Below are 26,009 nucleotides of genomic sequence, written 5' to 3'. Positions count from 1 at the left end.
CGGCCTTGGCGCGCACGATGGCGGCGGAGTCATTGGCGGTGACGGCGCGGGCCTCGATGGCGGCGGCGGCACCGGCACCGTCGAGGCGGTCCATGTTGGCTTCGGTGGCGTGGCCGGCGTTGGCGCCACGGATCACGGCTGCACCGGTGTCTTCGGTGTCGACTTCATCCCAACTCAGCATGAAATACTCCTTCCTGGTCTGTTCTGACGGTGTGTGAGGCCGTCCAGAAAACTTGATAATTGCCGGCATCGCACACTATGTAGTGGTCGGCTGCGTGTGTGGGCACACTATATGGTGTGTAGGGAAGCTGGTCAACGCACAAGATGTGCGGTCTTCGGTCGCTGCCCGGCGCAAGATCAGCTATAACGCCTGGGTTTATTGGCCCTGCTCGGAAACTCAAAGGAATGAAAAATCTACTGATCCGCCCAGCCACCCAGGACGACGCCGAGAGCATCTTCCAGGTGCATAAAAACTCCGTCGAAAACCTGTGCACCGCCGACTATGGTGCCGAACAGATCGCCATGTGGCTTGATGGCCGCTCCCCTGAGACTTACCGCCCGGCCATCGCCGCCGGCAACCTGTGGCTGGCCTGCAGCGATGTGCTCCAGGGCTTCGTGGAGATCGAGGGTCTGGAAGTCAGCAAGTTGTTTATTCGTGGCGAGGCGGCCGGGCAGGGGGTGGGTAAGCGCCTGTTGGCCGAGGCTTTGCAGCAGATCGCCGCAGCCGGGCATACCAGCGCCTACCTGGAAGCGACCCTGACCGCCGAAAAATTCTACGCCGCGTGCGGTTTTCGCAAGATTGGCGAAGGCACCTTCAGCCGTGGCAACAGCCCGGTGTCTATCGAGATCATCAAGATGGCGCGCATTCTGTAGTGAGGGGCGCGCTGCATTTGGTAATACCTTGTGGTTTGCTCTCGGATTTGTCTGTCAGGGTGGCATTGCGTCTGGTGCTAGGTTTTATCACTCCAGGAGCCCTTCACATAAAAGGATATTGAATGAACAAAACCTGTTAGCTGGAGTGATTATGCACGTATCGTCCCTGCCCAATACCTTGTCGTTCATTAGACAAAATCAGTCCGCTCAAACCGCCCCTCCAACTTCCCATGAAGAACGTCGAGAACCATCACCGGGGCAACTGACGACGCAGAACGATGTGCCAGACAAGCGCCGCCTGCGTAGGGGAGTACCGGTGGCAGCTGTTCGCGAGACGGGCAGCGCAGATGATTTTTTTTCAAAAGTAGAAAGTGTCAAACAAAGCCAGGGCCGAGAGGCCTATATGCGAGGGTATAACTCACCGGGGTCCGTGCCGCTGCCGGCTGGTTATTCGGATTTGATGAGTAGTTCCGAGTTTTATAAAATGGCATTGCAGCCCGGGGTGACCGATGAGCAATTAGGCATGCTCAAGCACTTGGCCGAAAAGCGCACTATTATCAAAACACAAGAAAGGGTGATGGAGTTTTCGAACGTAGTTTCGGGTAAAGAAACTAAGTTGACACCCATGCCGCAAAGTTATTATCTGGCAATGATTAACCAATCGAGCGACGGAGAGTGTGCGGGCATATCGCACCTGCTGTCCTTGGCGACAAGGGAGGGCAAGGCTGATATTTTCCTGGGCAATATTTACCAGGCGCTGGCTTCTCCTGATACGCCTGAATCTCAAGCATTCTTTGCTGCAATCGGCAGGGCCCAGAAGTACGCCGGGTATGCCGATAAGGCTCATGATCCGGCCACTGACAGGCTCGGGTCTTACAAGTCAATCGTATCGCAGCTCCTCAAAGCCCCAGCCCCGACGACGTTGATTATTTCCGCCAGTGGGCATCGTCTATCGGCAGGAGTGACGGCGGGAGCGGACGGTAAACGGACCTATTACTACGCCGACCCCAATATTGGCTTGGTCAGGTTTTCTTCTGCCAAGGCATTTGAAAGCGGAATGAAAAAAATCTTTACCGATCCAGATCTGAAAAAGTTAATTAGGCCATACAACAACGATCTGGATAATCCTAAATACAGGTTCAGCGTATTTAATCCAGAGCATGTCTCGGGGATTAGACCGACGTCCACGCGGATGCAACTGGCATATAATGCGCCCTTGGCCGATCTTGATACGATAAAAGTAGTTGATAGTGCGCACCTGCCTTCCTCGGCTGATTTTAGAAAACATGCAAGGCCTGTTGCGGGTATGGAAGCTGCGGTTTATCAAAATGTTCTGGAAAGCGTGGACAACATACATGCCAAGAAAGGTATGGCCCAGTATCACGCCACCTTCGATTCATTGAAAACCGTTCAGGGCTTTATAAAACAGTACCCCGGCTCCCCGTACATTGGCAGCATGCAGGGGCTTGAGCAAAAGTTGCTGCGCACCTTAGCCCAAGCAACCCCACCTCCCGGTTATCCGTACATCGACAAAGAGATGCAGCGCGATCGCCAGTTGTTTGCCACACACCAGGGGGCGGCGCCTCTTGCCAGGATGGCTGCACCCACTGTCATCAGCAATACGGGGGAAGTGCAGCGCCTTCAGGCCCTCGATGACAGCCAGCCGCCGATCCGTATCGGCACCCTGGATATCAGTCGCGTCGATCTTTACAAAATGGGCATCCATATCCACGGCAAGCCGATAGATGCCCAGCCTGCAGGTGACCCGAATGGCAAGCTGTTGGCCAATAACCTGCAAATTGATTTTGCGCGTTTCAAGGCATGGTCTGGTTCCGGTGATGTCCGGTTCAGTGACCAGGCAACCAAGCTGTTCTTTGAAATTGCGATTCATCGTGATCCGTCCGCTGGACCGCTGATCCCCAGTACCGAAGTGTCGAAGGTGCCTGACAACTTCGAAAAGCAGATGCAGCAAGTGCACAAGATTTCGGCTCAGATTCAAGAGATGGTTCGTACTAAACAAGCGATGCCTGCGAATTTCTTTGATGCAGGTGGGGTGGACAAGTTTGGAAAAACGCGGGCTGCGGGCTTGGGTTTCCAGGCATTCAGTACATTCCAGGGGCTGCGCAGCGCGATAGAGTCTTTTCACAATGGAGACGTGACCCAAGGCAGTATCAGTTTAGGTGCAGTGGCTGCCCAGTACGGGGGCGACGCGATTGGGGCTTCGCTCAACAAGTTGGGGCAAAGTGTCATTCATAAGGCTGCGCCTTCGATCATGGGATTTAAAGCGTCGAGTGTTGGGCAACTGATTGGCAAAGTCGGCACCGGGGCGGGTGCGGCGGTCAGCGTGCCGTTTGATATCTACAGTGCTGTCGATTCCTTTAAAAAGGCCAGTAAGAGCAGCGGTGCTCAAGCCCAGGACCATTATGTTGACGGTGCTTTCGCGGTGGCCAACGCCGCGACCTCGGTAACGTTGGGCGCCGCATTCATGATGGGGGCGGCGTCGGCTGGGCCGGTGGGCCTGGTCGTGGCCGGGACGCTCATGATGAGCCAGATGATTTACCACTCCGTGCGCAGCGTGGAAGACCTGGATAAGGTCACGCCGCTTTCGGGCGAACAAAAGGCCGTCACCGGTGTGAGGGCGTTCCTGGGTCTGGAGCCTGGATTCGATGTGCTCAAGCCTTACCTGCAGACCCAATACACCCACGAAATCGATGAGCAACGCCAAGCTCGCTATAAAGCGTTCCTGAGCGGTGATGCAAAGAACACCTTCGAGCGGGTGGTCTACGGCTCGTCGCAGGTTGAGGTCAAGCAAGTGGACGGCAAAGTCCCACTGACGCCAAGAGTCTGGTTTTCGCCGGTCACCTGGCTGCTGAATCTGATTCCAGTACCCGGCAGGGTCCCGTCGGTGGCGGTTCGTGATGGCACTGACCGGGTAGGCGTGGATGAAAGCTATTCATCATTTAACGGCAAACCGGTCAAACAGGTTGAAGGCGAGTTGGGTGATGGAAAAGCCACGTTATGGGACCTGGGTGGTGGTGATGATTATGTAAGAGGGGTGGAAAACAAACCCAACGTCTTCTTGCTAGGTACCGGCAAGAAGGTGGTCAGTGGCGGGCGCGCTGATGACACGGTGGTCATGAATGCCGATGCACGCCAGACACTGGAGCGGGCGCGTGAGGTCGAGAAAACGGGAAACAAAGACTTCAGTCCCCGGCAAATATCCCTGGAGGGTGGCGAGGGACGTAACACCCTGGTTTTTTCTGGAGAATTAAGTTCGCCACGCGACGATGTTGGAAAGAAAGAAAGTGTCAGCTACGTAGGGCATGTCATTAATCTGAAAGACCATACCGTCTCGGTAAAAACTGAAAAATCCAACACCGAGGGGGTGAAAAAAATCGCCAGTGTGCAGAACTTTTCCAATGTCACCACGGTGAAGAACGGCGAAAGTTATGTTCAAGGTGATGATCAGAATAATTTGCTGACCCTCAATGGCCGCGAGGACATTGCCCGCACAGGCAAGGGGGCCGATGTCGTGGTGATCAATGGGGGGGCCAGGGTGGTCGCTGAAGGCGGCAGCAATACGTACATCATCAATAAGGGGTCAGGCAGTGTTCACATAGAAGACCTGCAGGGCAGTACCGTTCAACTGGACTACACCGACGCCCAAATCTCGGACTGGCAGGTGACGCCCGCGGGGGATCTGAAGGTGACCTTGGACGGCGGCACTGCCGAGCAACGCCGGTCCGTCGAGTTCAAGGGGGCCTTTTCCAATGACCCGAAAGACCAAGGCAAGTCACGGCCAGTATTCATCACCAGCGATGGGGTGATGATGAGTGTCATTGACCCGCGCAAGCCGGGATCATCCACAGGCACGCCACAGATCCAGCGCCTGAAGGTTGCGGCGGGCTGACCTCAGTGGCCTGTCAGCTCCTCCAGCAATTGCCGCTTGTGCTGTTGCAGCACCGCTGAAGCACGATCCCGTGGGTGGGGCAGGTCGACACGAATCTCGTGCTTGATCCGCCCCGGATGGGCGTCCATCACAATCACCCGGTCGCCCAGGTACAGTGCTTCTTCGATGTCATGGGTGACCATCAGCACCGTGCAGCGCTGCTGCACCCAGATGCGCTGCAGTTCCCGTTGCAGGTGCACGCGGGTCAGGGCGTCGAGGGCGCCGAGCGGTTCGTCCAGCAGCAGGACCTTGGGCTTGTTGATCAGCGCCCGGGCAATCGCGGCGCGTTGCGCCATGCCGCCGGACAACTGATGGGGGTACGCATTCTCGAAACCGCCGAGGTTGACCAGGGCGATGTGCTCGGCCACCTGGCGGTTTTTCTCGGCCTGGGGCAGGTCATGGTTTTTCAGGGCCAGGGCGATGTTCTGGCTGACGGTCATCCACGGGAACAACCGGTGGTCCTGGAACACGATGCCGCGCTCCAGGCTGGTGGCGGCGATGCGTTTGCCATCGAGCAGGATATCGCCCTCGTACTCGGCCTCCAGGCCGACAATCAGGCGCAGCAAGGTGGATTTGCCGCAGCCACTGGCGCCGACGATGCTGACGAACTCGCCGGGTTGCACGTCGAGGTGAATATTGTGCAGCACCGGCAACGAGCGGCCTTCGATCCGGTAGGCCTTGTTCAGGCCGCGAATCTGCAAGGCGCCGGTTTGCAGGTGCTGGTGTAAGGCGTGGTGAGCGATTGCATTCATGTCAGGGCCTTTCAACGAAGGTGGCGCCAGCGCAGCAGGTGGCGCACGAGGCGGTTAAACAACAGGGTCATGAGGTAGCCGAGCAGGCCGATGCACAATACGCAGAGCACGATGACTTCCATGCGCGAGCCGGCCTCGGCATTCATCATCAAGTTGCCCAGGCCCGCTGCGGAAGACAGGAATAACTCGCTGCCAATCGTCGTGACCCAGGCAAAGGCCAGGGCGTGCAAAACGCCGGTCGCGATGCTCGGCAGCGCGGCCGGCAGCAGCACCTGGGTGAAGCGCTGCACGGGGCTCAGCACCAGCACCAGGCCCACTTCGCGGTAACGCTGCTCGACATGGGTAAAGCCCTGCCAGGTGTTCAGCACCATCGGGTAAAACGCGGCCAGGCTGACGATCAGCACCTTGGAAAACTCGCCATTGCCGAACCACATGGCGATGAGCGGGATCCAGCCAAGCATCGGCACCTGGCGAATGCTATGGAACAGCGGCCCGATCAAGCGGTTGGCCACGCTGGACAACGCCATCAGCACCCCCAACGCCACGCCGAACACAATGCCCAGGGCCAGGCCGCTGCTGGTGCGCGCCAGGCTCGCCAGCAGGTTGACCAGCAACTCGCCGTTGCCGAGCATATCCAGCAAGGCCGTGCCAATCGCCGACAGCGGCACGAACGCATAGGCACCGGCCGCGCCCTGGTGCGAGGCGTATTCCCAGGCAAGGACCAGCAGCAGCGGGAGCAACAGCCCGCGGGACTTTTTCAACAGGTTCGTCATAGAGGGCTCCTAGCGCGTCTGCCAGCGAAACAGGCGCTGTTCGATATGGCGCAACAGGTAGTCGATGGCAAAGCCGATCACGCCGGTGACCACCACCCCGACCATCACAATGTCGATGCGCAGCATCTGCCGGGCCATCTCGATCATCTGCCCCAGGCCGCTATCGGCCGCCAGCAACTCGGTGGCCACTAGCACCACCCAGGCGCGGGTCAGGCTGATGCGAAAGCCGGTGATGATCGGCGGCGCGGCGGCGGGCAGGGCCACCAGGCGCACAAAGCTCGGCCAGCGCAGGCGGTACACGTCGGCGACCTCGAAGTAGCTGCGCGGGATGCCCTTGACCCCTTCGCCGGCCGCCAGGGCCACCGGGAAAAACGCGGTCTTGGCCACGATGATGATCTTGAAGGTTTCATCGATGCCAAACAGCAGCACGAACATCGGAATCAAGGCGATGCTGGGGATCTGGCGCAGGGTATGGAACAGCGGCCCGCAATAAGCCTCGACGGTTTTCGACAAAGCCATCAACACGCCAAAGCCCAGGCCACACAGCGAGCCGATAGCAAAGCCAATGCCCAGCCGTGACAGGCTGTTGCCCAGGTGTTCCTGCAACTCGCCGCTGGCCAGCAGATCGGCAAAGGTCTGCAGCACCTGCGCGGGCGGCACCAGCAGGTTGCGCGGGAACAGCCCCAGGTGCGCGACCCACGCCCACACCGCCAGCAAGGCCAGGGGGGAGATCAGCCAGGTAAGAGGGTTCAGTAAGTGATTCAGGCGCATGGCAGGTCTTATTTCAGCGAAGTACCCAGCCACCATCGCAAGACATGTGCCATAAACCCGTAAACCCTGTAGGAGCCCGGCTTGCCGGCGATGGCGCCCTTCTGCCATGCGCAGGGCATGAGGCCGCAATCGCCGGCAAGCCGGCTCCGACAGGGGGAAATGGTGGTTGGGTGCTGCTGTGGCAACACCCGTTCAGCAGTCGCGTCTAGAAGTCGTAACTCACGCTGGTGTAGTAGAACGCGCCCTGGGCACCTTCTGGGCTGGTGATCGAGTAGATCGGCACGCCGTACAACTGCGCGCCATCGGCCTTGTCCGGGTGGCTGTCGAACAGGTTGATCGCGCCTACCGAGACCTTCAGGCCCTTGTCGAAGGTGTACGACAGGTCCACGTCCGTGACCCACTGCGGGCTGTAGGTCTGGTCCAGGCTGGGGTTGGTGGCATTGCGGCTGATCCATTGGCCATAGCGGCGTTGGGCAACCGTCAGGCCCCAGTTCTCATACAGCCAGTTGGCGCTCAGGGTCAGTTTGGTTTCTGGCGTGCCTTCTTCGATCAGGCCCTGGGTGTTGCGCCCGACAATCTGCGATCCCTTGATATTGCCCACGTCGCGCAACGCCGTGATTGTGGTGCGGTTCTTCGCAAAGCCGCTGCTCAGGTTCAGGCGCCCCCATTGCTGCAGGTTCCACTGATAGTTGCCGGTCAGCTCGATGCCATCGGTGCGCGTATCGGCGACGTTGGTGTAGAACGCCGCGCTCTGGATATTGGCGTAGGGCGTGCCGGCAAAAATCGGCGTGACCACCGCAGACGGCAGTTGGTCGGAGAGGGTGATGCGGTTGTCGATATTGATCCGGTACGCATCCACCGTCACCGAGGCGTTGTCCAGCGGGCGCCATACCAGGCCCAGGGAGTAGTTGGTGGACTCCTCGGGCTTGAGTGCCTTGCCGCCCAGCAACCGCGCTTCCTGGCTGTCGGCACGCAGGGTGCGTTGCTGCACTTCCACATAGTTGCCGCTGCCGGGCGGCTGTTCCACCACCTGCACGCTGAACGACGACATGCCGCTCTGCACCAGCGACGGCGCGCGGTAGCCGGTGCTGGCGGTGGCGCGCGCGGCGATCTGTGGGGTGAAGTCGTAGCGCAGCGACAGCTTGCCGTTGGTGGTGTCGCCGAAGTCCGAATAGTGCTCGGTACGCACTGCCACCCCGGCCTGGAATTTCTCGGTGACCTGACCTTCGACATCGATATAGGCGCCCAGCACCTTGCGCTCCAGGGACGCGGCATCGACCTGGGTGATGCCCGAGTAATACCCAGGGATGCGGCGCCCGGTGATCGGGTCGACCGTGTTGAACAGCGGCCCGTTCTGCCAGCCCGCCGCATCACCGGCACTCAGTTGGTAGTTCTCCTTGCGCCAGGCCAGGCCGGCGGACAGCGTCAGCGGCTTGAACAGCAGGTCGGTGGGGAAGTCGCGCACCCAGTCCAGGGTCAGGTTGGTCTGCTCGTTTTCGCGCTGGCCGGTGTAAATATTCGACGGGCTGTTGGTGCCCCAACTGGGGTTGATCGCATTGCGATCGGTGGATTCGAGCGTGTTGTTACCGTGGTTCAGCGCCAGGTCGAACTTGCCCAGTTGCTCGTGCTCGTAGCGCAGGCCGCCGGTCACCGCATAGTCCTGCAGGCTGTAGCGCGTCACCGGAAGGCGCCCGTCGGGGTAACGCTGCAACGCGGTACTGCCGTAGTTGCTGCGCAGGGTGGTCGGCGGGTCGAAGAAACCTTCGGCGTCGGTGTTCTTGTGGGCGTAGGTGGCAAACCCATAGGCGGTCAGGCCGTCGCCGACGCCGATCTCACTGTTGGCCACGAAGTTGTACTGGTCGGAGACATTGCCCGAGCCCCAGCGCCAGGTGCGGTAGCGGTTGTTCTGTTCCCGGGGCGTGTTGATGCTGGTGGAGCCTTGGTAGAAGATCCGGTTGTCGGGGTTGGTGTCGCTGGCCGGATCCTGGCTGCCGGCGTCGAAGCTCAGGGTCAGGAAACCGTCGTTGGGCAGGCTGAAGCCTTTCCAGCCGCTGAGTTTGCGCTGGATACCATCGCCCTTGTCATAGCCGCCAAAACGGTAGCCGACGTTGCCGCCGTCGTCGTTTTCCTTGAGCACGATATTGATCACCCCGGCGATGGCATCCGAGCCGTATTGCGCCGCCGCGCCGTCACGCAGGATCTCCACGCGCTGGATCGCACTCAGGGGGATCAGGCTCAAATCCACCGCCGCTGCGCCCCGGCCATTGACCAGGCTTTGGCGGGTGATATTGGCGCTGCTGTGGCGGCGCTTGCCGTTGACCAGCACCAGCACCTGGTCCGACGCCAGGCCGCGCAGCGATGCGCCTTGGGCGATAGAGCCGGCGAAGGCACCCTGGGGTGACTGCGGGAAATTGAACGACGGCGACAGGGCGGTCAGCGCGCCAGACAGGTCGCTGGCGCCGGTCTCTTGCAGTTGCTCGCCGGACAGCACATCCACCGGCGCGGCGCTTTGCAGGGCGGTCAGGTCGCTGCGGCGGGTTCCCAGTACCACCACGGTGTCGAGGTGGTCGGTCTTGGCCGTGGGTTGGATTGGTGCGGCTATGGCGGGCACGGCAAGGCTGCCCAGGACCAGCGCGATGGCGCCGGCCAGTGGAGTGTGCTGGAACATAAACGTATTCCTTTCAAACAAGGCTGGCCCTCCAAACAATGCAGATCACCTGTAGGAGCCCGGCAAGCCTGCGATGGCGAGCTCAAGGACGCTATCGCAGGCAAGCCTGGCTCCTACAGTGGGTCTGTGTTGTTTGGGAGAGGGGCTTGGGCTTAGAAACGGCTGGTCACGCTCACGCCCACGGTGCGTGGGTCGCCGTAGGTGATCACGTACTGCCCCAGTCCACCGTTTGGCCGGCCATGCACCTGGTAGCGGCGGTCAGTGAGGTTGTTGACGAAGCCGGTGACGCTGAGTTTTTCATCGGCGCTGTACCAGCTCAGGCGGCTATTGACCAGGGTGTAGTGGGGTTGGCTGAGGGTCTTGTCGGCGCTGCTCTGGCGGTCGGCGAGGAAGTATTCCTTGTCGCGGAAACTGGCGTCGGCCCCGGCCACCAACTTGCCGCCGATCTGCAGCGCGATGGTGTAGTCGCCACCCACCGACACCACATTGCGCGGCGAGCGCACAAAGCTGTTGCCGCTGTAGTCACCGGTGACCGCGCCGGTGTTGGGGTTGGTGTTCTTGAAGTCGGTGTATTCGGTATCGAGGAACGACACCGCCGCCCGCAGGTGCAGGGAGTCGGTGGGCTGGCCTTCCAGTTCCAGCTCGGCGCCCTTGACCTTGCCTTTGGCGCCATTGGTCAGGGCCGTGGTCAGCACGCCGTTGTTGACTGTCAGCAGGTTGACCTGAATATCCGAATAGTCGTAGTAGAAAATGTTCGCGTTGGCGGTCAGGCGGCGGTTGAACCACTCGGACTTGACCCCGAACTCATAGGCGTCGAGTTGTTCCGGGTCCACCGTGGTCAACTGCGCCAGGCTGGTGGACAGCCCGGTGTTGAAACCACCGGAACGGAAGCCGTGGGCATAGCGAAAGAACACTCGTACGTTGTCATTGATCCGGTATTCGGGCGTGACATCGTAGGTCCAGGCTTCCCAGGTCTTGTTCTCCTGGCGGCTGCCATTGGTGCCGCTGCCGGCCAAGGGCACCAGCGGGCCGTTGGCGGTATTGCGGGTCAGTTGGGTGAGGTTCAGGTCGATGTCTTTCTTTTCCTGGGTCCAGCGCAGGCCGCCGGTCACGGTGAAGTTGTCGGTGAGGTCGTAGGTCAGGTTGCCAAACAGCGCGTAGCTGTTGGTCTTGTGGTCGTAATTGAGATCCCGCAGGTCGGTCGCGCCATTGATCTGGTTGGAACCGGTGCCATTGGGCGTCGGGCCGGGGGCAATGAAACGTCCGCCGCTGCTGTCCAGGTCTTCGTGGAAGTAGTGCGCACCGGCCAGCCAGCGCAAGGTTTCCTGCTGCGGCGAGGCCAGGCGGATTTCCTGGGAATACTGGGTGTATTTGTTATCGCTGGTGGACGTGCCGTTGACCTCATAGGGCGTGTAGTCGGCATCGCTGCTGGACTGGCCGCGAATGTAGTCATAGGCGCTGATGGAGGTGAGGGTGTAGTCGCCCAGGTGCCAATTGAGGGTCAGGGACGTGCCGTCATGGTTGAGCTTGGAATCGTCCTTGACGTTGAGCGCGATATTACGGCCTTCGGGGCGCTGGTAGCCGACGTTGTAGTAGCGGCCCAGGGTCAGTGCCCCGTTGGAACCGTCGCCCTTGAACTCGCGGCTGTGGATCTTCAGCAGCGCGTCCAGGTCCGGGTTGAGCTGGGCAAGGAACTGCAGGCGCACGGCCTTTTTGTTGACGTCGCCGTAGGTGTGATCGTCCACCAGGTTTTTCTGGAAGCCGTCGCGCTCCTCGGAGTACAGCGAGATCCGCGCGGCGAGTTTTTCGTCCACCAGCGCGCCGCCAAGGGCGCCGCTGAGGATCCTTTCATTCTTGCTGCCAAAGCCGATGGTGCCGAAACCGTCAGTGTCGAACGCGGGTTTTTTCGAAATGATATTCACCGCGCCCGCCGTGGTGTTCTTGCCATACAGGGTGCCCTGGGGCCCGCGCAGGATCTCGATGCGCTCCAGGTCAAACAGCGGGCCGCCGCCGGCAATCGGCGCGTTGAGGTAAACGTCATCGGCATAAATGCCCACTGGGTACACCGTGGCCGCCCCGGTGTCGCCGGTGCCCAGGCCGCGGATATACCAGCGTGGGCGGCCGTCGCCGTCGGGGTTCTTCGCCGAGGCGTTGGGAATGAAAGTGGTGATGTCGCCCATCGAGCGCACGCCGTCGGCCACGATGCTGGTGCCCTGGACCGCCGACACGGCCACCGGCACCTCTTGCAAGGTCTGCTCCCGGTGTTGCGCGGTGACGGTGACGGTCTTGAGTGCCGGCTCGTTTTCAGTGTCGGCTGCCAGCACGTGATCGCTGCCAGTGAACAGCAATGCGAGCCACAGGCCCTTGGTGATTGGATTAAGTTTGTGCATGTAAATCTCCCCCGGAAAAGTGTCTTTGAAGGGGCTAGAGCAGAGATCGTGCCAATCCCGATACGTGTATTTATGTTATTGATATTTAAGGATAAAAAGTTTCTGTTTGGATGTGATTAAACGCGGTGAATCCGGGCTGTCGAGGATCCAGCAAAAACTGCGTGGCCAGTGCTGCTGGAGCAGCACAGAAAGTGCTGCGTGGCCAACACTGTAGGAGCCGGCTTGCCGGCGATGGCGCCCTTGAAAGCACTGCATCACCCAGGGACGTCATCGCCGGCAAGCCGGCTCCTACAGGTTGTGAGGGGGTCAGACTGCGACGCGGGAGGTGGAGCCGATGACTTTTTCCAGCACGCTGAAGTCGATCCAGTCGCGCACATCGAAATGCCGTGGGATGAAGTGCCAGCGATGCAGGAAATCGGTGAAGTCCTGCAAGGCCTCGATCGAGCGAGAGTCCAGGGTGGTGCGCAGCCGCCGATGGGCATCCTCGCCATAGGCCGCCGTCACCCAGTACTCGCTGGTGTTCAGCTCCTGGGCGAGAAAGCGCCGGGTCTCGTCGGGATTGGCCCAGGCCCATTGCTCGGTGCGCAATACCGTATCGACAATCTTCACGCTGGCATCGAAATGCTCGTGCAGCAGGTGGGTATCTACCGTCAGCGTACGCGGTGTGCCGTTGTTGCTGCGGATCAACGGGTCCGGGTGGGAGCCGGTATCGACCACCACATGCAAGCCGAACTCATTGGCCAGGTGTACGGCGTGGGCGCCCTTGAGGAAAATCGCATCGATATCGCCGCGCAGCAGGCCGATCAACTCGTTGTTGCGCCGGCTGAAGCGGCTCACCCCGAGGCTGGCCGGGGTGCCGTACACGTACTGGGTCTGGTTGTCGCTGTAGGTGCCGCCGTAGGGATAGTCCACCAACTCCACATCCGCCACGTTCAGGCCTTCGAGCTTGAGCGCGTTTTCCAGGCCGCGCAGGGCCTGGGCGCGGGTGAAGTCGATCTGCACGTTGGCCCACTTGGGCAGGCCGAAGCGCCGGTTTTTCAAGTCGCGCACGCTTCTCACGCCGCTTTCGGCGGTGGTCAGGATCAACTGCACCTCATCGCTCCACGACAGCCCGAGCACACGGGTCTGGACCCCGCTGGAGTAGGCCCAGATCGCCGGGATATTGCCGCCGTGGCGCACCGAGTTCTTCAGGTGATGGTCGTAGTGGGCTTCGCGTACTTCGCGCTCGGTGGACTCGCGCAGGGATTGGATATTGGTGCCAAATGGCTGGAAGGCTTCGGCCAGTCGCCCGGACTGCACCGCAATGCCAAGCCCGGTGGGCACCGGGCTGTGGGTGTACCAGAGAGTATCGAGTGGTTTGCTCATAAAGGTCTTCGTTCAAATCCCTATGCCCTGTAGGAACCCGGCAAGCCGGGCTCCTACAACGATGTCAGGTGGTTGAGGGGCCGCGCATCGATCCAGGCGCGCACATCAAAGCTGTTGGGGATAAAGCGCCAGCGGTGCAGGAACTGCACAAAGTCCTGCAGCGCGGCAATCGCCTGTTCATCCAGGGCCGTATGCAGCCGCAGGTGGGCATCCTCGCCATAGGCGGCGGTGACCCAGTATTCGCTGCTGTTGGTTTCCCGGGCCAGGTAGCGCCGTGTTTCTTGCGGGTGGGTGTGGGCCCATTGCTCGGCGCGCAATACCGAATCGAGGATACCGGTGGCCACATCCAGATGGTTGTCCAACAGGTTCAGGTCCACCGCCAGGGTGCGCGGCGTGCCGTTGTTGCTGCGGATCAGCGGGTCCGGGTGCGAACCGGTGTCGATCACCGTGTGCAGGCCAAAGTCATGGGCGTGCTGGGCGGCGCTGGCGCCCTTGAGGAAGATCGCATCCACCTCGCCGCGCAGCAGGCCGATCAACTCCAGGTTGCGTTCGGCCAGCGGTGCAGAGACCTGCGTGCCGGCGATGTTGCGCACCGGGCTGTCGCTGAAGGTGCCGCCATACCGGAAGTTCACCAGCTTCACATCGCCGACCTGCAAGCCTTCCAGCGACAGGGCATTTTCCAGGCCGCGCAAGGCCTGGGCGCGGGTGAAATCGATCTGCGCGCCGGACCAGTCGGGCAGGCCGAAAGTGCGGCCCTTGAGGTCCTTGACCGTTTGGATGCCGCTGCCCCGGCGGGTCAGGATCAATTGCACTTCATCGGCCCAGGACAAGCCGATCACCCGGGTCTCGCGGCCCTGGGCACGGGCCCAGATCGCCGGGATATTGCCGCCATGGCGCACCGAGTTGCGCAAGCTGTGATCAAAGTGCGACTCGCGCACGGCCTGGTCATTGGACTCGCGCAGCGACTGCACCTCGGCGCCCAGGGCGCCGACGGTCTCTTGCAGCCAGCCTTTTTGCACGGCAATCCCCAGCCCGGTGGGCACCGGGCAGCGGGTGTACCAGAGGGTATCGAGGTGTTGGCTCATTCAGGGTCTCCCGCAGCAGTCAGGCGCTGGCGCGCAAAGGTTGGGTGGCGGCCTGTCGATGCACCAGCGGCAAGACTTCCTGGCCAATGCGCAGGGCCTCTTCCAGGTGCGGGTTGCCGGCGAGGATAAAGGTCGAGAACCCGGCGTCGCGGTACTCCACCAGGCGCTCGGCAATGTTCTCGTGACTGCCCACCAGGCCCACGGTGGGCCCCGGCTTGGCCTTGGCAAACCCGGCCCAGAGGTTGGGGCCGATGATCAGGTCGTCGAAGCGGTCGACATTCTGGTGATAGGCCGTCTGGCGCGCCGCACCCACCGAATCCGAACCGTTGGTGAAACCTTTGGCGAGCGCGCTGCCCTGGCCTTCGAGTTTGTCGAACTGGCGGCGCAGGTCTTTCCAGGCCAGCTCTTCGGTCTCCCGGGCAAACAGGTCGACCCGCAGGCCGAAGCGCACGCTGCGCCCCTGTTTGTCGGCCAACTCACGCACCCGCTCGATATGCGGCTTGAGCTTGTCGATGGGCTCGGCCCAATTGAGGTACACATCGGCATGCCTGGCGGCCACGTCCAGAGCGGCATCGGAGAACCCGGAAAAGTACACCCCCGGTTTGCGCTCATGGTGCAGGCCAGGGGGCAGGGCGCCGTTTTCCAACTGGTAGATATCACCGTCATAGGAGAACTTTTCCTGCTCCCACAGGCCCTGGATGATGTCGAGGAACTCCCCGGTACGTTTGTAGCGCAGGTCGTGTTCGAGGAAATCCCCATTGGCCCGCTGACTGGCCGGGTTGCCACCGGTGATGATGTTCCAGTCCAGGCGGCCCCGGCTCAGGTTCTGCAGGATTGCTGCTTGCTGCGCGGCGTAGGCGGGCAGGGTCCAGGTGGCCTGGAAGGCAATCAGGAACTTGATACGCCGGGTTTCCCGGGCCAGCGCGGCCGCGACGATCCATGGCTCGGGCCCGGTGGGCAGCAATGCCCCTTCGAAGCCGGCCAACTCGGCGGCCTTGGCCACCTGGGCGATGTAGTCGATGTAGGTGAAACCGTCCGGCTCGCCATTGGGCAAGCGCCCCGGGGCGATATGGCCGGGGCGGTATTGCGCATTGCCCCGGTTGTGTTTGTCAGTGGTCAACTGCGGACCATCGGTGCCCAGCGGCAGGCGCCAGAAAAATTCAGTGCTCATGGGTGCTCCTGATTCAGTCATGCAAGGTGCGAGGACCTGTTGCAGCAGCGAGTGCAACGGCCATGCCATGGCGGCTGCGGCCCCTGCGGGCGGGGGGATGCCTGCGGATGGGGGGCAGGAGCGATGTGGGGATTGCGTCTGTAGCAACACCTGAGCAGCAGTGGCTGTTCAGCGGGCAGCACAAAACTTTTGTCGGCGCTGGCTTGCCAGCGATGGCGGTGTATCAGTCGACACAGGTATTGACTGGGCCGCCGTCATCGCGGCCATCGCCGGCATCGCCAGCAAGCCGGCTCCTACAGGGGCGCGTACGTCTCGACAATCAATACCCGACCAAAACCATCGGCATTTCTTGATCGCCATCAAGCAGCTTTTACCCCCCAGCTTTCTATCATGGCCCCTGCCAAGCAATGAGGAAGCGACCATGTCAGAGACCTTCACCAAGGGCATGGCCAGGAATATCTACTTCGGAGGAAGCGTGTTCTTCTTCCTGATATTCCTGGCCCTGACCTACCACACCGAACAAACCTTTCCCTCGCGCAGTAACCAGGACCAACTCACCGAATCGGTGGTACGCGGCAAGGGCGTCTGGGAGCGCAACAACTGCGTCGGCTGCCACACCCTGCTGGGCGAGGGTGCGTACTTTGCGCCGGAGTTGGGCAATGTGTTCAACCGCCGCGGCGGCGAGGAAGCGTTCAAGCCATTCCTGCACGCCTGGATGAAGATGCAACCCTTGGGCGTTCCCGGCCGGCGTGCGATGCCGCAATTCAACCTCAGCGACCAGGAGGTGGACGATATGGCCGAGTTCCTCAAATGGAGCTCGAAGATCAACACCAATGGCTGGCCGCCAAACAAGGAGGGCTAAGGGATGCGTACCGTCAATCCATATCTGAAATTCCAATCCCAGGCCGTGGCCAAACCCTACTTTGTATTCGCCCTGATCCTGTTCCTGGGCCAGGTGCTGTTCGGTTTGATCATGGGCCTGCAATACGTGGTCGGCGACTTTCTGTTCCCGTTGATCCCCTTCAACGTGGCCCGCATGGTCCACACCAACCTGCTGATCGTCTGGCTGCTGTTCGGGTTCATGGGCGCCGCCTATTACCTGGTGCCGGAAGAGGCCGACCGCGAGTTGCACAGCCCCAAGCTGGCAATCCTGCTGTTCTGGGTGTTCGCCGTCGCCGGCGTGTTGACCATCCTCGGCTACTTGCTGGTGCCCTACGCGGCCCTGGCCAAGCTGACCCACAACGAGTTGCTGCCAACCATGGGCCGGGAGTTCCTGGAGCAGCCGACCATCACCAAGATGGGCATCGTGGTCGTGTGCCTGGGCTTTCTCTACAACATCGGCATGACCCTGCTCAAGGGCCGCAAGACCACGGTGAGCATGGTGATGATGACCGGGCTGATCGGCCTGGCGGTGTTCTTCCTGTTCTCGTTCTACAACCCCGGCAACCTGGCGCGGGACAAGTTCTACTGGTGGTGGGTGGTGCATCTTTGGGTTGAAGGCGTGTGGGAGCTGATCATGGGTTCGATGCTCGCCTTTGTGCTGATCAAGGTCACCGGCGTCGACCGCGAGGTCGTGGAAAAATGGCTGTACGTGATCATCGCCATGGCCCTGATCACCGGGATCATCGGCACCGGTCACCACTTCTTCTGGATCGGCGCGCCCGAGGTGTGGTTGTGGGTCGGCTCGATCTTCTCGGCCCTGGAGCCGCTGCCGTTCCTGGCGATGGTGATGTTCGCCTTCACCATGGTCAAACAGCGCCGGCGCCAGCACCCGAACCGGGCGGCCACGTTGTGGGCCAAGGGCACCACGGTCACCGCGTTCTTCGGCGCCGGGGTCTGGGGCTTCCTGCACACCCTGGCACCGGTCAACTTCTACACCCACGGCACCCAATTGACTGCCGCCCACGGCCACCTGGCGTTCTTCGGCGCCTACGCCATGATCGTCATGACCTTGATCAGCTACGCCATGCCCCGCCTGCGCGGTATCGGTGAAGCACCGGATGCACGCTCCCAGACCCTGGAGATCTGGGGCTTCTGGATGATGGTCCTGTCGATGGTGATGATCACCCTGTTCCTCACCGCTGCCGGTGCCGTGCAGGTCTGGTTGCAACGCTGGCAAGTGGACGGTGTGGCGCTGCCGTTCATGGCCACCATGGACCACCTGTCGGTGCTGTTCTGGGCACGGCTGGCCAGTGGCGTGGTGTTCCTGCTGGGCCTGCTCTGCTACCTGTGGAGCTTCCGGCAGCGGGGCAAAGGCTTGGACTCTGCCACCCCCGTGACTGCTTGAGCGGTCAACGTTAATCCCCAAGAGGGCGGCCCGGCAGGTACTGCGGGCCGTTTTACGTCTGGAGCACTTCACATGGCCTTTACCCTTGAGTTGGAAGAGTGGGTCGGCAGTGTCTGGCACCGCTTTATCACCCGTCGCGCCAGTGCCGACTTCCCCGAGGCGCGGGTCGATCTGGTCGACCGCCAGCGCAGCCTGGCCCTGTTGTTCCGCGCCCTGGGCGGTGCCCATGGGATAGCCGTGGAAGCCGCCAGCGAGCGCGACCTGCTGCTGCGCCGCAACCTGTTGATGCGCATCGCCGGCACCTGCCGGCAGGCGCCCCTGGCCTCGTGCGACGGCCATCGCCTGCGCCTGCCGGCAAGCCTGGCGGTGTTTCCCTCGGTGGCCCTGAACCTGGAGCTGTACCGCTGGCTGGCGCTGCTGGCCGCCCATGCCGGGCCGATGACCCACTGGGCCCGGGATAACCAGCGCTGGACCTGGCTGCTGTTGCAGCGTTACCCGGCCATGCTCCCCAGCTATCAGCGCCTGGTGGACGCCCACCTGCAATTGCGCCCCGATCCCGCCACCCTCAACCCCGCCGAAGCCGCCGTGGAAATGGCCTTGCGCAAGGCCCTGCGTGAACCCGGCAGCGTGCGCCAGCTACCCCGCAGCGAGCGCGCCGCCTGGCCGTTGCCGCTGTGGCTGTATCCACCCTTGCACCTGCACAGCCCACAGGCCGCAGATCAGGACGACGAGGGCGACGACCTGACGACGCGGCCTGGCGAACAACAGGGCGCGCCCAAGCAGGCCAACCGGGTCGACGACAACAGCCGCGACGGTGGCCTGTTGGTGGTGCGCCTGGAAAACCTGTTCAGTTGGACCGAGCACGTCGATCTGGACCGCTGGGCCGACGACTCCGAAGACGAAGATGCCGCGCGGGTCGCCGAAGACCTCGACCAGTTGAGCCTGTCACGCCAGCGCGTGCGCAAGAGCGGCGGGCTCAAGCTGCACCTGGATTTGCCGCCGGCCGATGTCGATGACATCCCCCTGGGCGCAGGCATCAAGCTGCCGGAGTGGGACTACCGTCAGCAGCGCCTGCAAGCCAACTTCGTCAACCTGCAACTGCTGCAACCCCGCGACAGCGCGCCCCAGCCGCTGCCGGCTCGCCTGCTGCCCCAGGCCGCGCGTTTGCGCCGCCAGTTCCAGCAACTGCGCACCGACCGCCAATGGCTGCGCCAACAGCCCCAGGGCGCGGAACTGGACTTGCAGGCGTGGCTGGATTTTTATGTCGAGCGCCAGCACGGCGCATGCGCCGAGCGTGGCCTGTTCAAGGAGCAGCGCCGCACCCGGCGCGACTTGGCCTGTTTGCTGCTGGCCGATTTGTCGATGTCCACCGACGCCCATTTGAACGATACGCAAAAGGTCATCGACGTGATCCGCGACAGCCTGCTGCTGTTTGGCGAAAGCCTGGCGGGCCTGGGCGATGCGTTTGCCTTGTATGGCTTTTCGTCCTTGCGTCGCCAGCAGGTGCGCCTGCAACAGCTCAAGTCATTCCAGCAACCCTACGACGACCACACCCGTGGCTGCATCCAGGGCCTGAAACCGGGTTATTACACACGCATGGGCGCCGCCATCCGCCAGGCCACCCAGACCCTGGGCGCCTGTAAACAACGGAGCAAACTGCTGCTGATTGTGACCGATGGCAAGCCCAATGACCTGGACCTGTACGAGGGCCGCTATGGCGTGGAGGACACCCGCCAGGCCGTGCTAGAAGCGCGGCGCCAGGGCCTGGTGCCGTTCTGCATCACGATCGATAAACAGGCCGGGGAGTACCTGCCGTACATGTTCGGTGCCCACGGTTACACCCTGATCCGCCAGCCGGAACAACTGCCGCTGCGCTTGCCGCAGCTCTACCGGCAGTTGACCGAAGATCAGTAAAAGTCCCGGGGCAGCCAGAAGAACATCGTGATGCAGAACACCGCCAGCCCCAGGCAGAACCATTGGAAGCGCTTGAGCCGCCGCGCCTCAAGGCTGGCGGTGGAGACGGGCAGAGGCATGGCGCAGCGTTCGCAGGCCGCGTGGGGTGGCGGGTTGGCATGCTGGCAATACAGGCAGACTCGCGCTGCGCTCATTCAAATTGCTCCAGGCGCAGGCGATCAAGAATGGCGATCTGCCGACCGTCCTGGGTGATGATTTTTTCATCGATCAGCCGGCGAATGATCCGCGAGAACGTCTCCGGCTGGATCGACAAGTGCCCGGCGATCAACTGCTTGGCCATGGGCAGTTCGAACGAACTGTCGACACTGTGCAAGCGCACCAATTGCGTCAGCAAGTAGCGCACCACGCGGTGGGTGGCGTTTTTCAGGGACAGGGTCTCGATCTCGTTGACCCGCTGGTGCAGGCGCACACACAACTTGCCCAGCAGGGCGAAGGTCAGGCGGCTGTTGCTGTGGAGCAGGCGCATATAGGTGGCGTTGGACAGGCGATACAACTGCGTGGGGCACACCGCCTCGGCGCAGGCCACGTAGTTGGGCGTGTCCATCAGCATCATCGCCTCGGCGAAGGTCTGCCGCTCGCCGATCACTTCAAAGACCTTTTCCTGGCCGTCCGGGGTCAGGCGGTAGATCTTCACCGCGCCGGCAATCACAAAGTAAAAGCCATCGGCCGGTTCGCCCTGGCGGAACAGCGGCTCGCCCTTGTCGACACTGAGCAACTGACTGCTGGCCATCAGCTCGTCCATCTGCTCTTCGTTGAGCGGCTCGAACAGGTGATGGCTGCGCAGGATCTGATGATGCACGCGGTGCAGGACCCTCGGCGTGTCGCTGATCATACAAGCCACAACGACAGGCCACTGGCCGCCGCCATCATCGAACCGAGAATCACGAACCAGGCCAGGGGCTGGATGACTTTTTTCATGGGGACTCCGTGGGGGCAGTAATAAGGGATAACCGGCTAGAGCAAGAGCTGGGCCAAGGCACGGGCCGTGTAAAACCTGGGCTGTAGCGCCTACATGGTCAGAATGACCCTGCCTTTGTGGGTTTAAATAACCCTCTAATGGTCATTTAAACCCTCCTGGGCAACGCTATCCCCCTGTAGGAGCTGGCTTGCCAGCGATGGCATCGCTGCGGTGTAACCACCAGACCGAGGTGTTTGCATCGCAGGCAAGCCAGCTCCCACAGCGGTGGGGCGGCGCACCGGGGAATTCGGCCCGGCCTTTGCAACGCTTATCCTGCGACGGCCCCCAGGATAGTGCGCCGCCCAGGAGCCCCGCTTGATCTGCGACAAGGGCCAGGGGCGGGCAATCCCGGATGATCGGGCCGGCAATGACTTGAGGAGTGGTGGTATGCACGTGCTGGATCGACGCAAGGCCATGTCGATAACCCCGTTGTTTCGCCTGGCTTTCCGGCCATTTTTCCTTGGTGGCTGCCTATTGGCGCTGCTGGCGATTCCCTTGTGGCTGCTGGCCCTGGCCGGCGATGCGGGCTGGCAGCCGGCGGGTGGCTGGCTGGCGTGGCATCGCCATGAGTTGCTGTTCGGTTTCGCCCTGGCAATCATCGGCGGGTTCCTGCTGACGGCGGTGCAGACCTGGACCGGCCGCCCCGGCATCAGTGGTGCGCCCCTCGCGGTGCTGGCCGGGTTATGGCTGGGCGCACGCCTGGCGTGGCTGTTCAACCTGCCATGGCCGTTGCTGGCTGTGCTGGAACTGAGCTTTCCCCTGGCGGTCGCCGGGCTGATGGGCTGGACCCTGTGGAAAGTGCGGCAACAACGCAACTACCCGATTGTGCTGGTCCTGCTGCTGTTGACCCTGGCCGATGGCCTGTCCCTGTATGGCCTGCTGCGCGGTGACGAAGGCTGGCAGCGCCAGGCGGTGTTGACCGGGTTGTGGCTGGTGGCGGCGATGATGGGCTTGATCGGCGGGCGGGTGATTCCGTTCTTCACCCAGCGCGGCCTGGGGCGTACTGAAGCAGTGAAGCCCTGGCCGTGGCTGGATTACCTGCTGTTGGCAGGCTCGGCGTTGGTGGCGCTGCTGTATGCCAGCGGTGTGGCGCTGATGCCCAGCCTTTGGGTTGGCCTGGTGTTTGCCCTGCTGGGGCTCGGTCATCTGCTGCGCCTGGTGCGCTGGCACGACCCAGGCCTGTGGCGCGTGCCGCTGCTGTGGTCGCTGCACCTGGCCTATGCCTGGCTGGCCGTGGCTTGCCTGGGCATGGCGCTGTGGCATTTCGGCGTGCCGCTGAACCCGAGCCTGGCGGTGCATGCGCTGACGGTAGGGGCGATGGGCGGGTTGATCCTGGCGATGATCGCGCGGGTCAGCCTGGGCCATACCGGCCGCCCACTGACGCCACCCAAGGGCATGACCCTGGCCTTCAGCCTATTGAACCTGGCCTGCCTGAGCCGGGTGCTGCTGGTGCTGATCTGGCCGTATGCCGCGCTGTGGCTGGCAGGCCTGTGCTGGACCCTGGGCCTGGGTGTGTATCTATGGCGCTATGCCCCAATGCTGTGGCGTGCGCGGGTTGACGGCCATCCGGGCTAGGAGAACGGGAATGCTCTATTCGTGGTTATTGATCGTGCATCTGCTGGCGGCCATCGCCTTTATCGGCACGCTGTTCTTTGAGGTGGTTATCTGGCACCGCGCCCGTGACGAGCTGGCGTGGTCGGCGCAGTTCACCAGCGACCAGGCGATTGCCCGGCGTTCGCGGCAGGTGCTGCATGGCGTGGTGGTGCTGTTGTATGGCGCGGGCATCGGCCTGGCCTGGCATTACCGCGGCGTGCTGGGCGCGCCCTGGGCCAGCCAGTTTTCGGCGATGTTGAGCCTGAAGATCGTGTTGGCGCTGAGCATCATCGGGCATTACCTGTTGCTCGCGTACTGGCTGGCGCAAAAACGCCTGAGCCCGCTGCGGGCGGTGTGGATCCGCCGCAGCATCCTTGGGCATATGGTGCTGATCGTGATCCTGGCCAAGCTGATGCTGCGCTGAGTCCTGTAGGCGCGAACAAGCTCGCGCCTACAGGCAGGGGTCAGGCTGTCAGCGCACGAACAAACAACACGTCATTTTCCAGATGAATATGCTCCAGCAAATCCCCATGAAACACCTCCAGCCCGTGATACAGGGCACGCCAGGTATTGCAGGCGTCAGCGGGCGGCTGGATGCGATGGGTCAGCGCCAGCAACTGCTCCAGGGCCTGGCCGTGTTGTTCATGTTCATAGCGCATGACCTGGATCGGCGGCGCGGCCTGGGGACCCATGCCCATTTGCAGCATCGGGAACAGCACCTGTTCCTCCTTGAGCATATGGCCCTCCAGTTCCTGTTCGATATCCCGCAGCAGGTCGGCCAGGCCATTGGGGCACGCCAGGTGATGGCCGTGGACCTGCTCCACACGGCTGGCCAGGCGGATCAGTTCCGGCAGTTGCTCGCGGTGGCGAGCGTGGTAGCGCTCCAGCAAATGTTCGATCAGTTGCGCCTGGGGCAGGCTGTCCGGGGCGATGGTGTTCATCGGCTTTCCTCATCAAGTGAACAGATACACCGCTGATTGCATGCCGTGTGCCATTGCCAACCCATTGAAAAACCGCATTTAATTTTTTGTAGTGGTCAGGATCACCCTGATGCTGCACGGTAGAACCGACCATACAAGGGTAGTAATGACCATGTTGCGTGAAAGCCTGTCGGCCGACCTGATTGTCGAATTGCCCAACGCGGTGCGCCTGCAACGCCTGGTGCAGACCCTGCGCGAATATTTCCATAGCGGCGCCGTGGGCCTGTTGCGCCTGGATGGCGACGACAGCCTGCGTCCGGTGGCCACGGTGGGGCTGGTGCATGAGGCCCTCGGCCGGCGTTTTGTGATTGCCCAGCATCCACGGCTGGCGGCGATCATGGCGTCCCGCGAGCCGACCTGGTTCGAGCCCGACAGCCGCCTGCCGGACCCGTACGACGGGCTGCTGGACACTCAGGTCGGCGAACCGCTGCCGGTGCATGACTGCATGGGCGTGAGCCTGTTCGTCGAGGGCCGGCCCTGGGGCGCGATTACCCTGGATGCCCTGCACGCCGGGACCTTTGACGCCAATGCCCGCGAGCAGCTCAAGCGCTGTACGTTGCAGATCGAGGCTGCGGTGCGGGTCACGCGGCTGGAGCAGGAGAACCGCAGCCTGCGCCTGTCACGCCATGAACCGCTGGCGGGTTTGCCCAGGGTCGAAGATGGCGAAATCCTCGGCCAGAGCCCGGTCCTGCACCAGTTGCTCAACGAGCTGGATGTGCTCGCCGATTCGGACCTGCCGGTGTTGCTGCTTGGCGAAACCGGGGTCGGCAAGGAGCTGTTCGCGCGGCGCCTGCATCGCCTGTCGCGGCGCAGTAAAAAGCCGCTGATCCAGGTCAACTGCGCGGCGCTGCCGGAGTCGTTGGCCGAGAGCGAGTTGTTCGGGCATGTCAAAGGCGCGTTCTCCGGCGCCACCAGCGACCGCGCCGGGCGTTTTGACGCGGCCAACGGCGGCACGCTGTTCCTCGATGAAGTGGGCGAGTTGCCGTTGAGTGTGCAGGCCAAACTGCTGCGCACCTTGCAGAACGGTGAGATCCAGCGCCTGGGCGCCGACAAGCCGTTGCATGTGGATGTGCGGATTATCGCCGCCACCAACCGCCACCTGCCCGAGAGCATTCGCCAAGGGCTGTTTCGCGCCGACCTGTACCACCGGCTGTCGGTGTACCCGGTGCCGATCCCGGCATTGCGCGAGCGCGGCCACGATGTGCTGCTGCTGGCCGGGCACTTCCTGGAGCTCAACCGCGCGCGCCTGGGCCTGCGCGGCTTGCGCCTGTCACCGGCAGCCGAGCAGAGCCTGCTTGGTTATGCCTGGCCGGGCAATGTGCGCGAGCTGGAACACGTGATCAGCCGCGCTGCCCTGAAGCAGTTGAGCCGTGGCGGCAATCGCAACCAGATCATGACCCTGGAAGTCGAGCTGCTGGATCTCGACAGCGCCACCTTGGCCCAGGCCCCTGTGCCTGAAGTGCCGGCGCCAGCATTCCAGAGCTTGAGCGATGCGGTGGACGACTGCCAGCGCCAGAAGGTGCGCCAGGCGTTGAGCCTGTCCGGCGATAACTGGGCCAGCGCTGCGCGCATGCTGGGCCTGGACTCCAGCAACCTGCACAAACTGGCGCGGCGCCTGGGGCTCAAGTAGCCGGGCTGCGACCCCATGCCGCGGCGCGCAGTTGATCGCGATCAAGGTGCGCAGGGCGTCGGCTGATCAGACTGTGGCGAATTGACCGGAGGTTCGCCCCATGCCCCTTTCCCTGGCGCAGATGCGCCGCAACTACACCCTGTACGGTTTGCGGGATGACCTGGTACAGGACGATCCCCTCGTGTTGTTCGGCCAGTGGCTGGAGCAGGCGCGCAAGACCGAAGTGGCGCCGGTGGAGGCCAACAGCATGGCCCTGGCCACGGTCGATGCCCAGGGCCGTGCCCATTGCCGGATCCTCTTGCTCAAGGGCTTTGGTGCCGAGGGCTTTACCTTTTTCGGCCACTACCAGAGCGCCAAGGGCCAGGAACTGGCGAGCAACCCCAGCGCGGCCATGACCTTTTTCTGGCCCGGCCTGGAGCGCCAGGTACGCATCGAAGGCACGGTCGCACGCCTGGCGCCGCAGCTGTCCGACGAGTATTTCCACTCGCGCCCGCTGGCCAGCCAGATCGGCGCCTGGGCGTCGCCGCAAAGCCAGCCCCTGGCCCATCGCGCCGAGCTGGAAGGGCACCTGCGTGATGTCACCCAACGCTTTGCCGGGCAATCACCGCCGCGCCCGGCAGAGTGGGGCGGCTATTGCCTGCAACCCGAGCGCGTGGAGTTCTGGCAAGGCCGCCCCGACCGCCTGCACGACCGCCTCGACTATCGCCGGCACGACGACACCTGGCAGCGCAGCCGCCTGGCCCCCTGAATCCGCCTAGAGGTACCTCCTCGGAGGAATAGGCCCGCCGGC

General features: G+C 62.3%; 19 protein-coding genes and 2 pseudogenes. 9 read left to right on the top strand and 12 right to left on the bottom strand.

Features of this window, described 5'->3' with window-relative positions; translation table 11 throughout:
- A pseudogene (locus HBO05_RS27865) lies at positions 1–181 on the bottom strand (ribonucleotide-diphosphate reductase subunit beta); the annotation flags it as partial.
- A gap of 224 nt (positions 182–405) precedes the next feature.
- Here HBO05_RS27865 and HBO05_RS27860 point away from each other — a divergent pair.
- Both HBO05_RS27860 and HBO05_RS27855 read left to right on the top strand, forming a co-directional pair.
- Positions 406–873, top strand: a complete 468-nt coding sequence (locus tag HBO05_RS27860; RefSeq protein WP_169955301.1) for a GNAT family N-acetyltransferase — start codon at positions 406–408, stop codon at positions 871–873.
- A gap of 151 nt (positions 874–1,024) precedes the next feature.
- Positions 1,025–4,783: a hypothetical protein gene (locus HBO05_RS27855; protein WP_172314840.1), complete on the top strand. Its 3,759-nt coding sequence runs from the start codon at positions 1,025–1,027 to the stop codon at positions 4,781–4,783.
- Positions 4,784–4,785: 2 nt separating this feature from the next.
- Here the strand turns inward: HBO05_RS27855 and HBO05_RS27850 are convergent, their stop codons facing one another.
- The 8 genes from HBO05_RS27850 to HBO05_RS27815 form a co-directional block, all read right to left on the bottom strand.
- A complete protein-coding gene (locus HBO05_RS27850) occupies positions 4,786–5,574 on the bottom strand; it encodes an ABC transporter ATP-binding protein (protein ID WP_170058031.1) in 789 nt (262 codons plus the stop codon).
- 11 nt (positions 5,575–5,585) lie between these two features.
- The gene (locus HBO05_RS27845; protein ID WP_170041590.1) at positions 5,586–6,347 is read right to left on the bottom strand and encodes an ABC transporter permease; all 762 of its coding nucleotides are present in this window, start codon (positions 6,345–6,347) and stop codon (positions 5,586–5,588) included.
- Positions 6,348–6,356: 9 nt separating this feature from the next.
- Complete coding sequence (locus HBO05_RS27840; RefSeq protein WP_169955297.1) at positions 6,357–7,118, bottom strand: ABC transporter permease; 762 nt, start codon at positions 7,116–7,118, stop codon at positions 6,357–6,359.
- 205 nt (positions 7,119–7,323) lie between these two features.
- Positions 7,324–9,786 carry a TonB-dependent receptor gene (locus HBO05_RS27835; RefSeq protein WP_172314838.1) on the bottom strand — a complete coding sequence of 821 codons (2,463 nt, stop codon included), beginning with the start codon at positions 9,784–9,786 and terminating at the stop codon, positions 7,324–7,326.
- A 152-nt stretch (positions 9,787–9,938) separates the two neighbouring features.
- On the bottom strand, positions 9,939–12,176 hold the full coding sequence (locus HBO05_RS27830) for a TonB-dependent receptor (RefSeq protein WP_172314836.1): 2,238 nt from the start codon (positions 12,174–12,176) through the stop codon (positions 9,939–9,941).
- A 306-nt stretch (positions 12,177–12,482) separates the two neighbouring features.
- The gene (locus HBO05_RS27825; RefSeq protein WP_169955294.1) at positions 12,483–13,541 is read right to left on the bottom strand and encodes an ABC transporter substrate-binding protein; all 1,059 of its coding nucleotides are present in this window, start codon (positions 13,539–13,541) and stop codon (positions 12,483–12,485) included.
- A 53-nt stretch (positions 13,542–13,594) separates the two neighbouring features.
- A complete protein-coding gene (locus tag HBO05_RS27820) occupies positions 13,595–14,626 on the bottom strand; it encodes an ABC transporter substrate-binding protein (RefSeq protein ID WP_172314834.1) in 1,032 nt (343 codons plus the stop codon).
- 19 nt (positions 14,627–14,645) lie between these two features.
- Positions 14,646–15,797 (bottom strand): LLM class flavin-dependent oxidoreductase, encoded by a 1,152-nt coding sequence (locus tag HBO05_RS27815; protein ID WP_172314832.1) that lies wholly within the window; start codon positions 15,795–15,797, stop codon positions 14,646–14,648.
- Positions 15,798–16,218: 421 nt separating this feature from the next.
- On the opposite strand from HBO05_RS27815, the gene HBO05_RS27810 reads away from it, so the two are divergent.
- The 3 genes from HBO05_RS27810 (at position 16,219) to HBO05_RS27800 (ending at position 19,998) form a co-directional block, all read left to right on the top strand.
- On the top strand, positions 16,219–16,659 hold the full coding sequence (locus tag HBO05_RS27810; protein WP_154842703.1) for a cytochrome c: 441 nt from the start codon (positions 16,219–16,221) through the stop codon (positions 16,657–16,659).
- A gap of 3 nt (positions 16,660–16,662) precedes the next feature.
- Complete coding sequence (locus tag HBO05_RS27805) at positions 16,663–18,084, top strand: cbb3-type cytochrome c oxidase subunit I (RefSeq protein WP_172314830.1); 1,422 nt, start codon at positions 16,663–16,665, stop codon at positions 18,082–18,084.
- Between the two features lie 72 nt (positions 18,085–18,156).
- A complete protein-coding gene (locus tag HBO05_RS27800; RefSeq protein WP_172314828.1) occupies positions 18,157–19,998 on the top strand; it encodes a VWA domain-containing protein in 1,842 nt (613 codons plus the stop codon).
- Here HBO05_RS27800 and HBO05_RS27795 read toward each other — a convergent pair.
- Positions 19,992–20,192: a protein DnrP gene (locus HBO05_RS27795; RefSeq protein WP_169955289.1), complete on the bottom strand. Its 201-nt coding sequence runs from the start codon at positions 20,190–20,192 to the stop codon at positions 19,992–19,994. The two genes, HBO05_RS27800 and HBO05_RS27795, sit on opposite strands and share 7 nt — an antisense overlap.
- The gene (locus tag HBO05_RS27790) at positions 20,189–20,890 is read right to left on the bottom strand and encodes a Crp/Fnr family transcriptional regulator (RefSeq protein WP_170041583.1); all 702 of its coding nucleotides are present in this window, start codon (positions 20,888–20,890) and stop codon (positions 20,189–20,191) included. Before HBO05_RS27790 ends, HBO05_RS27795 begins: the two co-directional genes overlap by 4 nt.
- A gap of 513 nt (positions 20,891–21,403) precedes the next feature.
- Between HBO05_RS27790 and HBO05_RS27785 the strand changes: the two genes are divergently transcribed.
- Together HBO05_RS27785 and HBO05_RS27780 are read left to right on the top strand one after the other, a co-directional pair.
- Complete coding sequence (locus tag HBO05_RS27785) at positions 21,404–22,591, top strand: NnrS family protein (RefSeq protein WP_170041582.1); 1,188 nt, start codon at positions 21,404–21,406, stop codon at positions 22,589–22,591.
- 10 nt (positions 22,592–22,601) lie between these two features.
- Positions 22,602–23,033, top strand: coding sequence for a hypothetical protein (locus HBO05_RS27780; RefSeq protein ID WP_170041581.1), 432 nt, complete (start codon positions 22,602–22,604; stop codon positions 23,031–23,033).
- Between the two features lie 40 nt (positions 23,034–23,073).
- Here the strand turns inward: HBO05_RS27780 and HBO05_RS27775 are convergent.
- Positions 23,074–23,511 (bottom strand): annotated as a pseudogene (locus tag HBO05_RS27775) (hemerythrin domain-containing protein); the annotation flags it as partial.
- A gap of 190 nt (positions 23,512–23,701) precedes the next feature.
- Between HBO05_RS27775 and norR the strand changes: the two are divergent.
- Together norR and pdxH are read left to right on the top strand one after the other, a co-directional pair.
- The gene (gene norR, locus HBO05_RS27770; RefSeq protein WP_172314842.1) at positions 23,702–25,219 is read left to right on the top strand and encodes a nitric oxide reductase transcriptional regulator NorR; all 1,518 of its coding nucleotides are present in this window, start codon (positions 23,702–23,704) and stop codon (positions 25,217–25,219) included.
- 100 nt (positions 25,220–25,319) lie between these two features.
- A complete protein-coding gene (pdxH, locus tag HBO05_RS27765; RefSeq protein WP_170058037.1) occupies positions 25,320–25,967 on the top strand; it encodes a pyridoxamine 5'-phosphate oxidase in 648 nt (215 codons plus the stop codon).
- Positions 25,968–26,009 lie beyond the last annotated feature (42 nt).

This window comes from Pseudomonas sp. WS 5079 (assembly GCF_012985465.1).
In the GTDB taxonomy this organism is placed as follows: Bacteria; Pseudomonadota; Gammaproteobacteria; order Pseudomonadales; family Pseudomonadaceae; genus Aquipseudomonas.
The sequence above is the reverse complement of the archived record's forward strand: the minus strand, read 5'-3'. Positions and strand labels throughout refer to the sequence as shown.

What these genes read in the sequence shown, in the direction of transcription:
- HBO05_RS27790 (WP_170041583.1), bottom strand. Translation starts at nt 20,890, where the DNA reads ATGATCAGCGACACGCCGAGGGTCCTGCACCGCGTGCATCATCAGATC.
- HBO05_RS27815 (WP_172314832.1), bottom strand. Translation starts at nt 15,797, where the DNA reads ATGAGCACTGAATTTTTCTGGCGCCTGCCGCTGGGCACCGATGGTCCG.
- HBO05_RS27800 (WP_172314828.1), top strand. Translation starts at nt 18,157, where the DNA reads ATGGCCTTTACCCTTGAGTTGGAAGAGTGGGTCGGCAGTGTCTGGCAC.
- HBO05_RS27780 (WP_170041581.1), top strand. Translation starts at nt 22,602, where the DNA reads ATGCTCTATTCGTGGTTATTGATCGTGCATCTGCTGGCGGCCATCGCC.
- HBO05_RS27805 (WP_172314830.1), top strand. Translation starts at nt 16,663, where the DNA reads ATGCGTACCGTCAATCCATATCTGAAATTCCAATCCCAGGCCGTGGCC.
- HBO05_RS27855 (WP_172314840.1), top strand. Translation starts at nt 1,025, where the DNA reads ATGCACGTATCGTCCCTGCCCAATACCTTGTCGTTCATTAGACAAAAT.
- HBO05_RS27785 (WP_170041582.1), top strand. Translation starts at nt 21,404, where the DNA reads ATGCACGTGCTGGATCGACGCAAGGCCATGTCGATAACCCCGTTGTTT.
- HBO05_RS27850 (WP_170058031.1), bottom strand. Translation starts at nt 5,574, where the DNA reads ATGAATGCAATCGCTCACCACGCCTTACACCAGCACCTGCAAACCGGC.
- HBO05_RS27820 (WP_172314834.1), bottom strand. Translation starts at nt 14,626, where the DNA reads ATGAGCCAACACCTCGATACCCTCTGGTACACCCGCTGCCCGGTGCCC.
- HBO05_RS27830 (WP_172314836.1), bottom strand. Translation starts at nt 12,176, where the DNA reads ATGCACAAACTTAATCCAATCACCAAGGGCCTGTGGCTCGCATTGCTG.
- HBO05_RS27810 (WP_154842703.1), top strand. Translation starts at nt 16,219, where the DNA reads ATGTCAGAGACCTTCACCAAGGGCATGGCCAGGAATATCTACTTCGGA.
- HBO05_RS27845 (WP_170041590.1), bottom strand. Translation starts at nt 6,347, where the DNA reads ATGACGAACCTGTTGAAAAAGTCCCGCGGGCTGTTGCTCCCGCTGCTG.
- HBO05_RS27825 (WP_169955294.1), bottom strand. Translation starts at nt 13,541, where the DNA reads ATGAGCAAACCACTCGATACTCTCTGGTACACCCACAGCCCGGTGCCC.
- norR (WP_172314842.1), top strand. Translation starts at nt 23,702, where the DNA reads ATGTTGCGTGAAAGCCTGTCGGCCGACCTGATTGTCGAATTGCCCAAC.
- HBO05_RS27860 (WP_169955301.1), top strand. Translation starts at nt 406, where the DNA reads ATGAAAAATCTACTGATCCGCCCAGCCACCCAGGACGACGCCGAGAGC.
- HBO05_RS27840 (WP_169955297.1), bottom strand. Translation starts at nt 7,118, where the DNA reads ATGCGCCTGAATCACTTACTGAACCCTCTTACCTGGCTGATCTCCCCC.
- HBO05_RS27835 (WP_172314838.1), bottom strand. Translation starts at nt 9,786, where the DNA reads ATGTTCCAGCACACTCCACTGGCCGGCGCCATCGCGCTGGTCCTGGGC.
- pdxH (WP_170058037.1), top strand. Translation starts at nt 25,320, where the DNA reads ATGCCCCTTTCCCTGGCGCAGATGCGCCGCAACTACACCCTGTACGGT.
- HBO05_RS27795 (WP_169955289.1), bottom strand. Translation starts at nt 20,192, where the DNA reads ATGAGCGCAGCGCGAGTCTGCCTGTATTGCCAGCATGCCAACCCGCCA.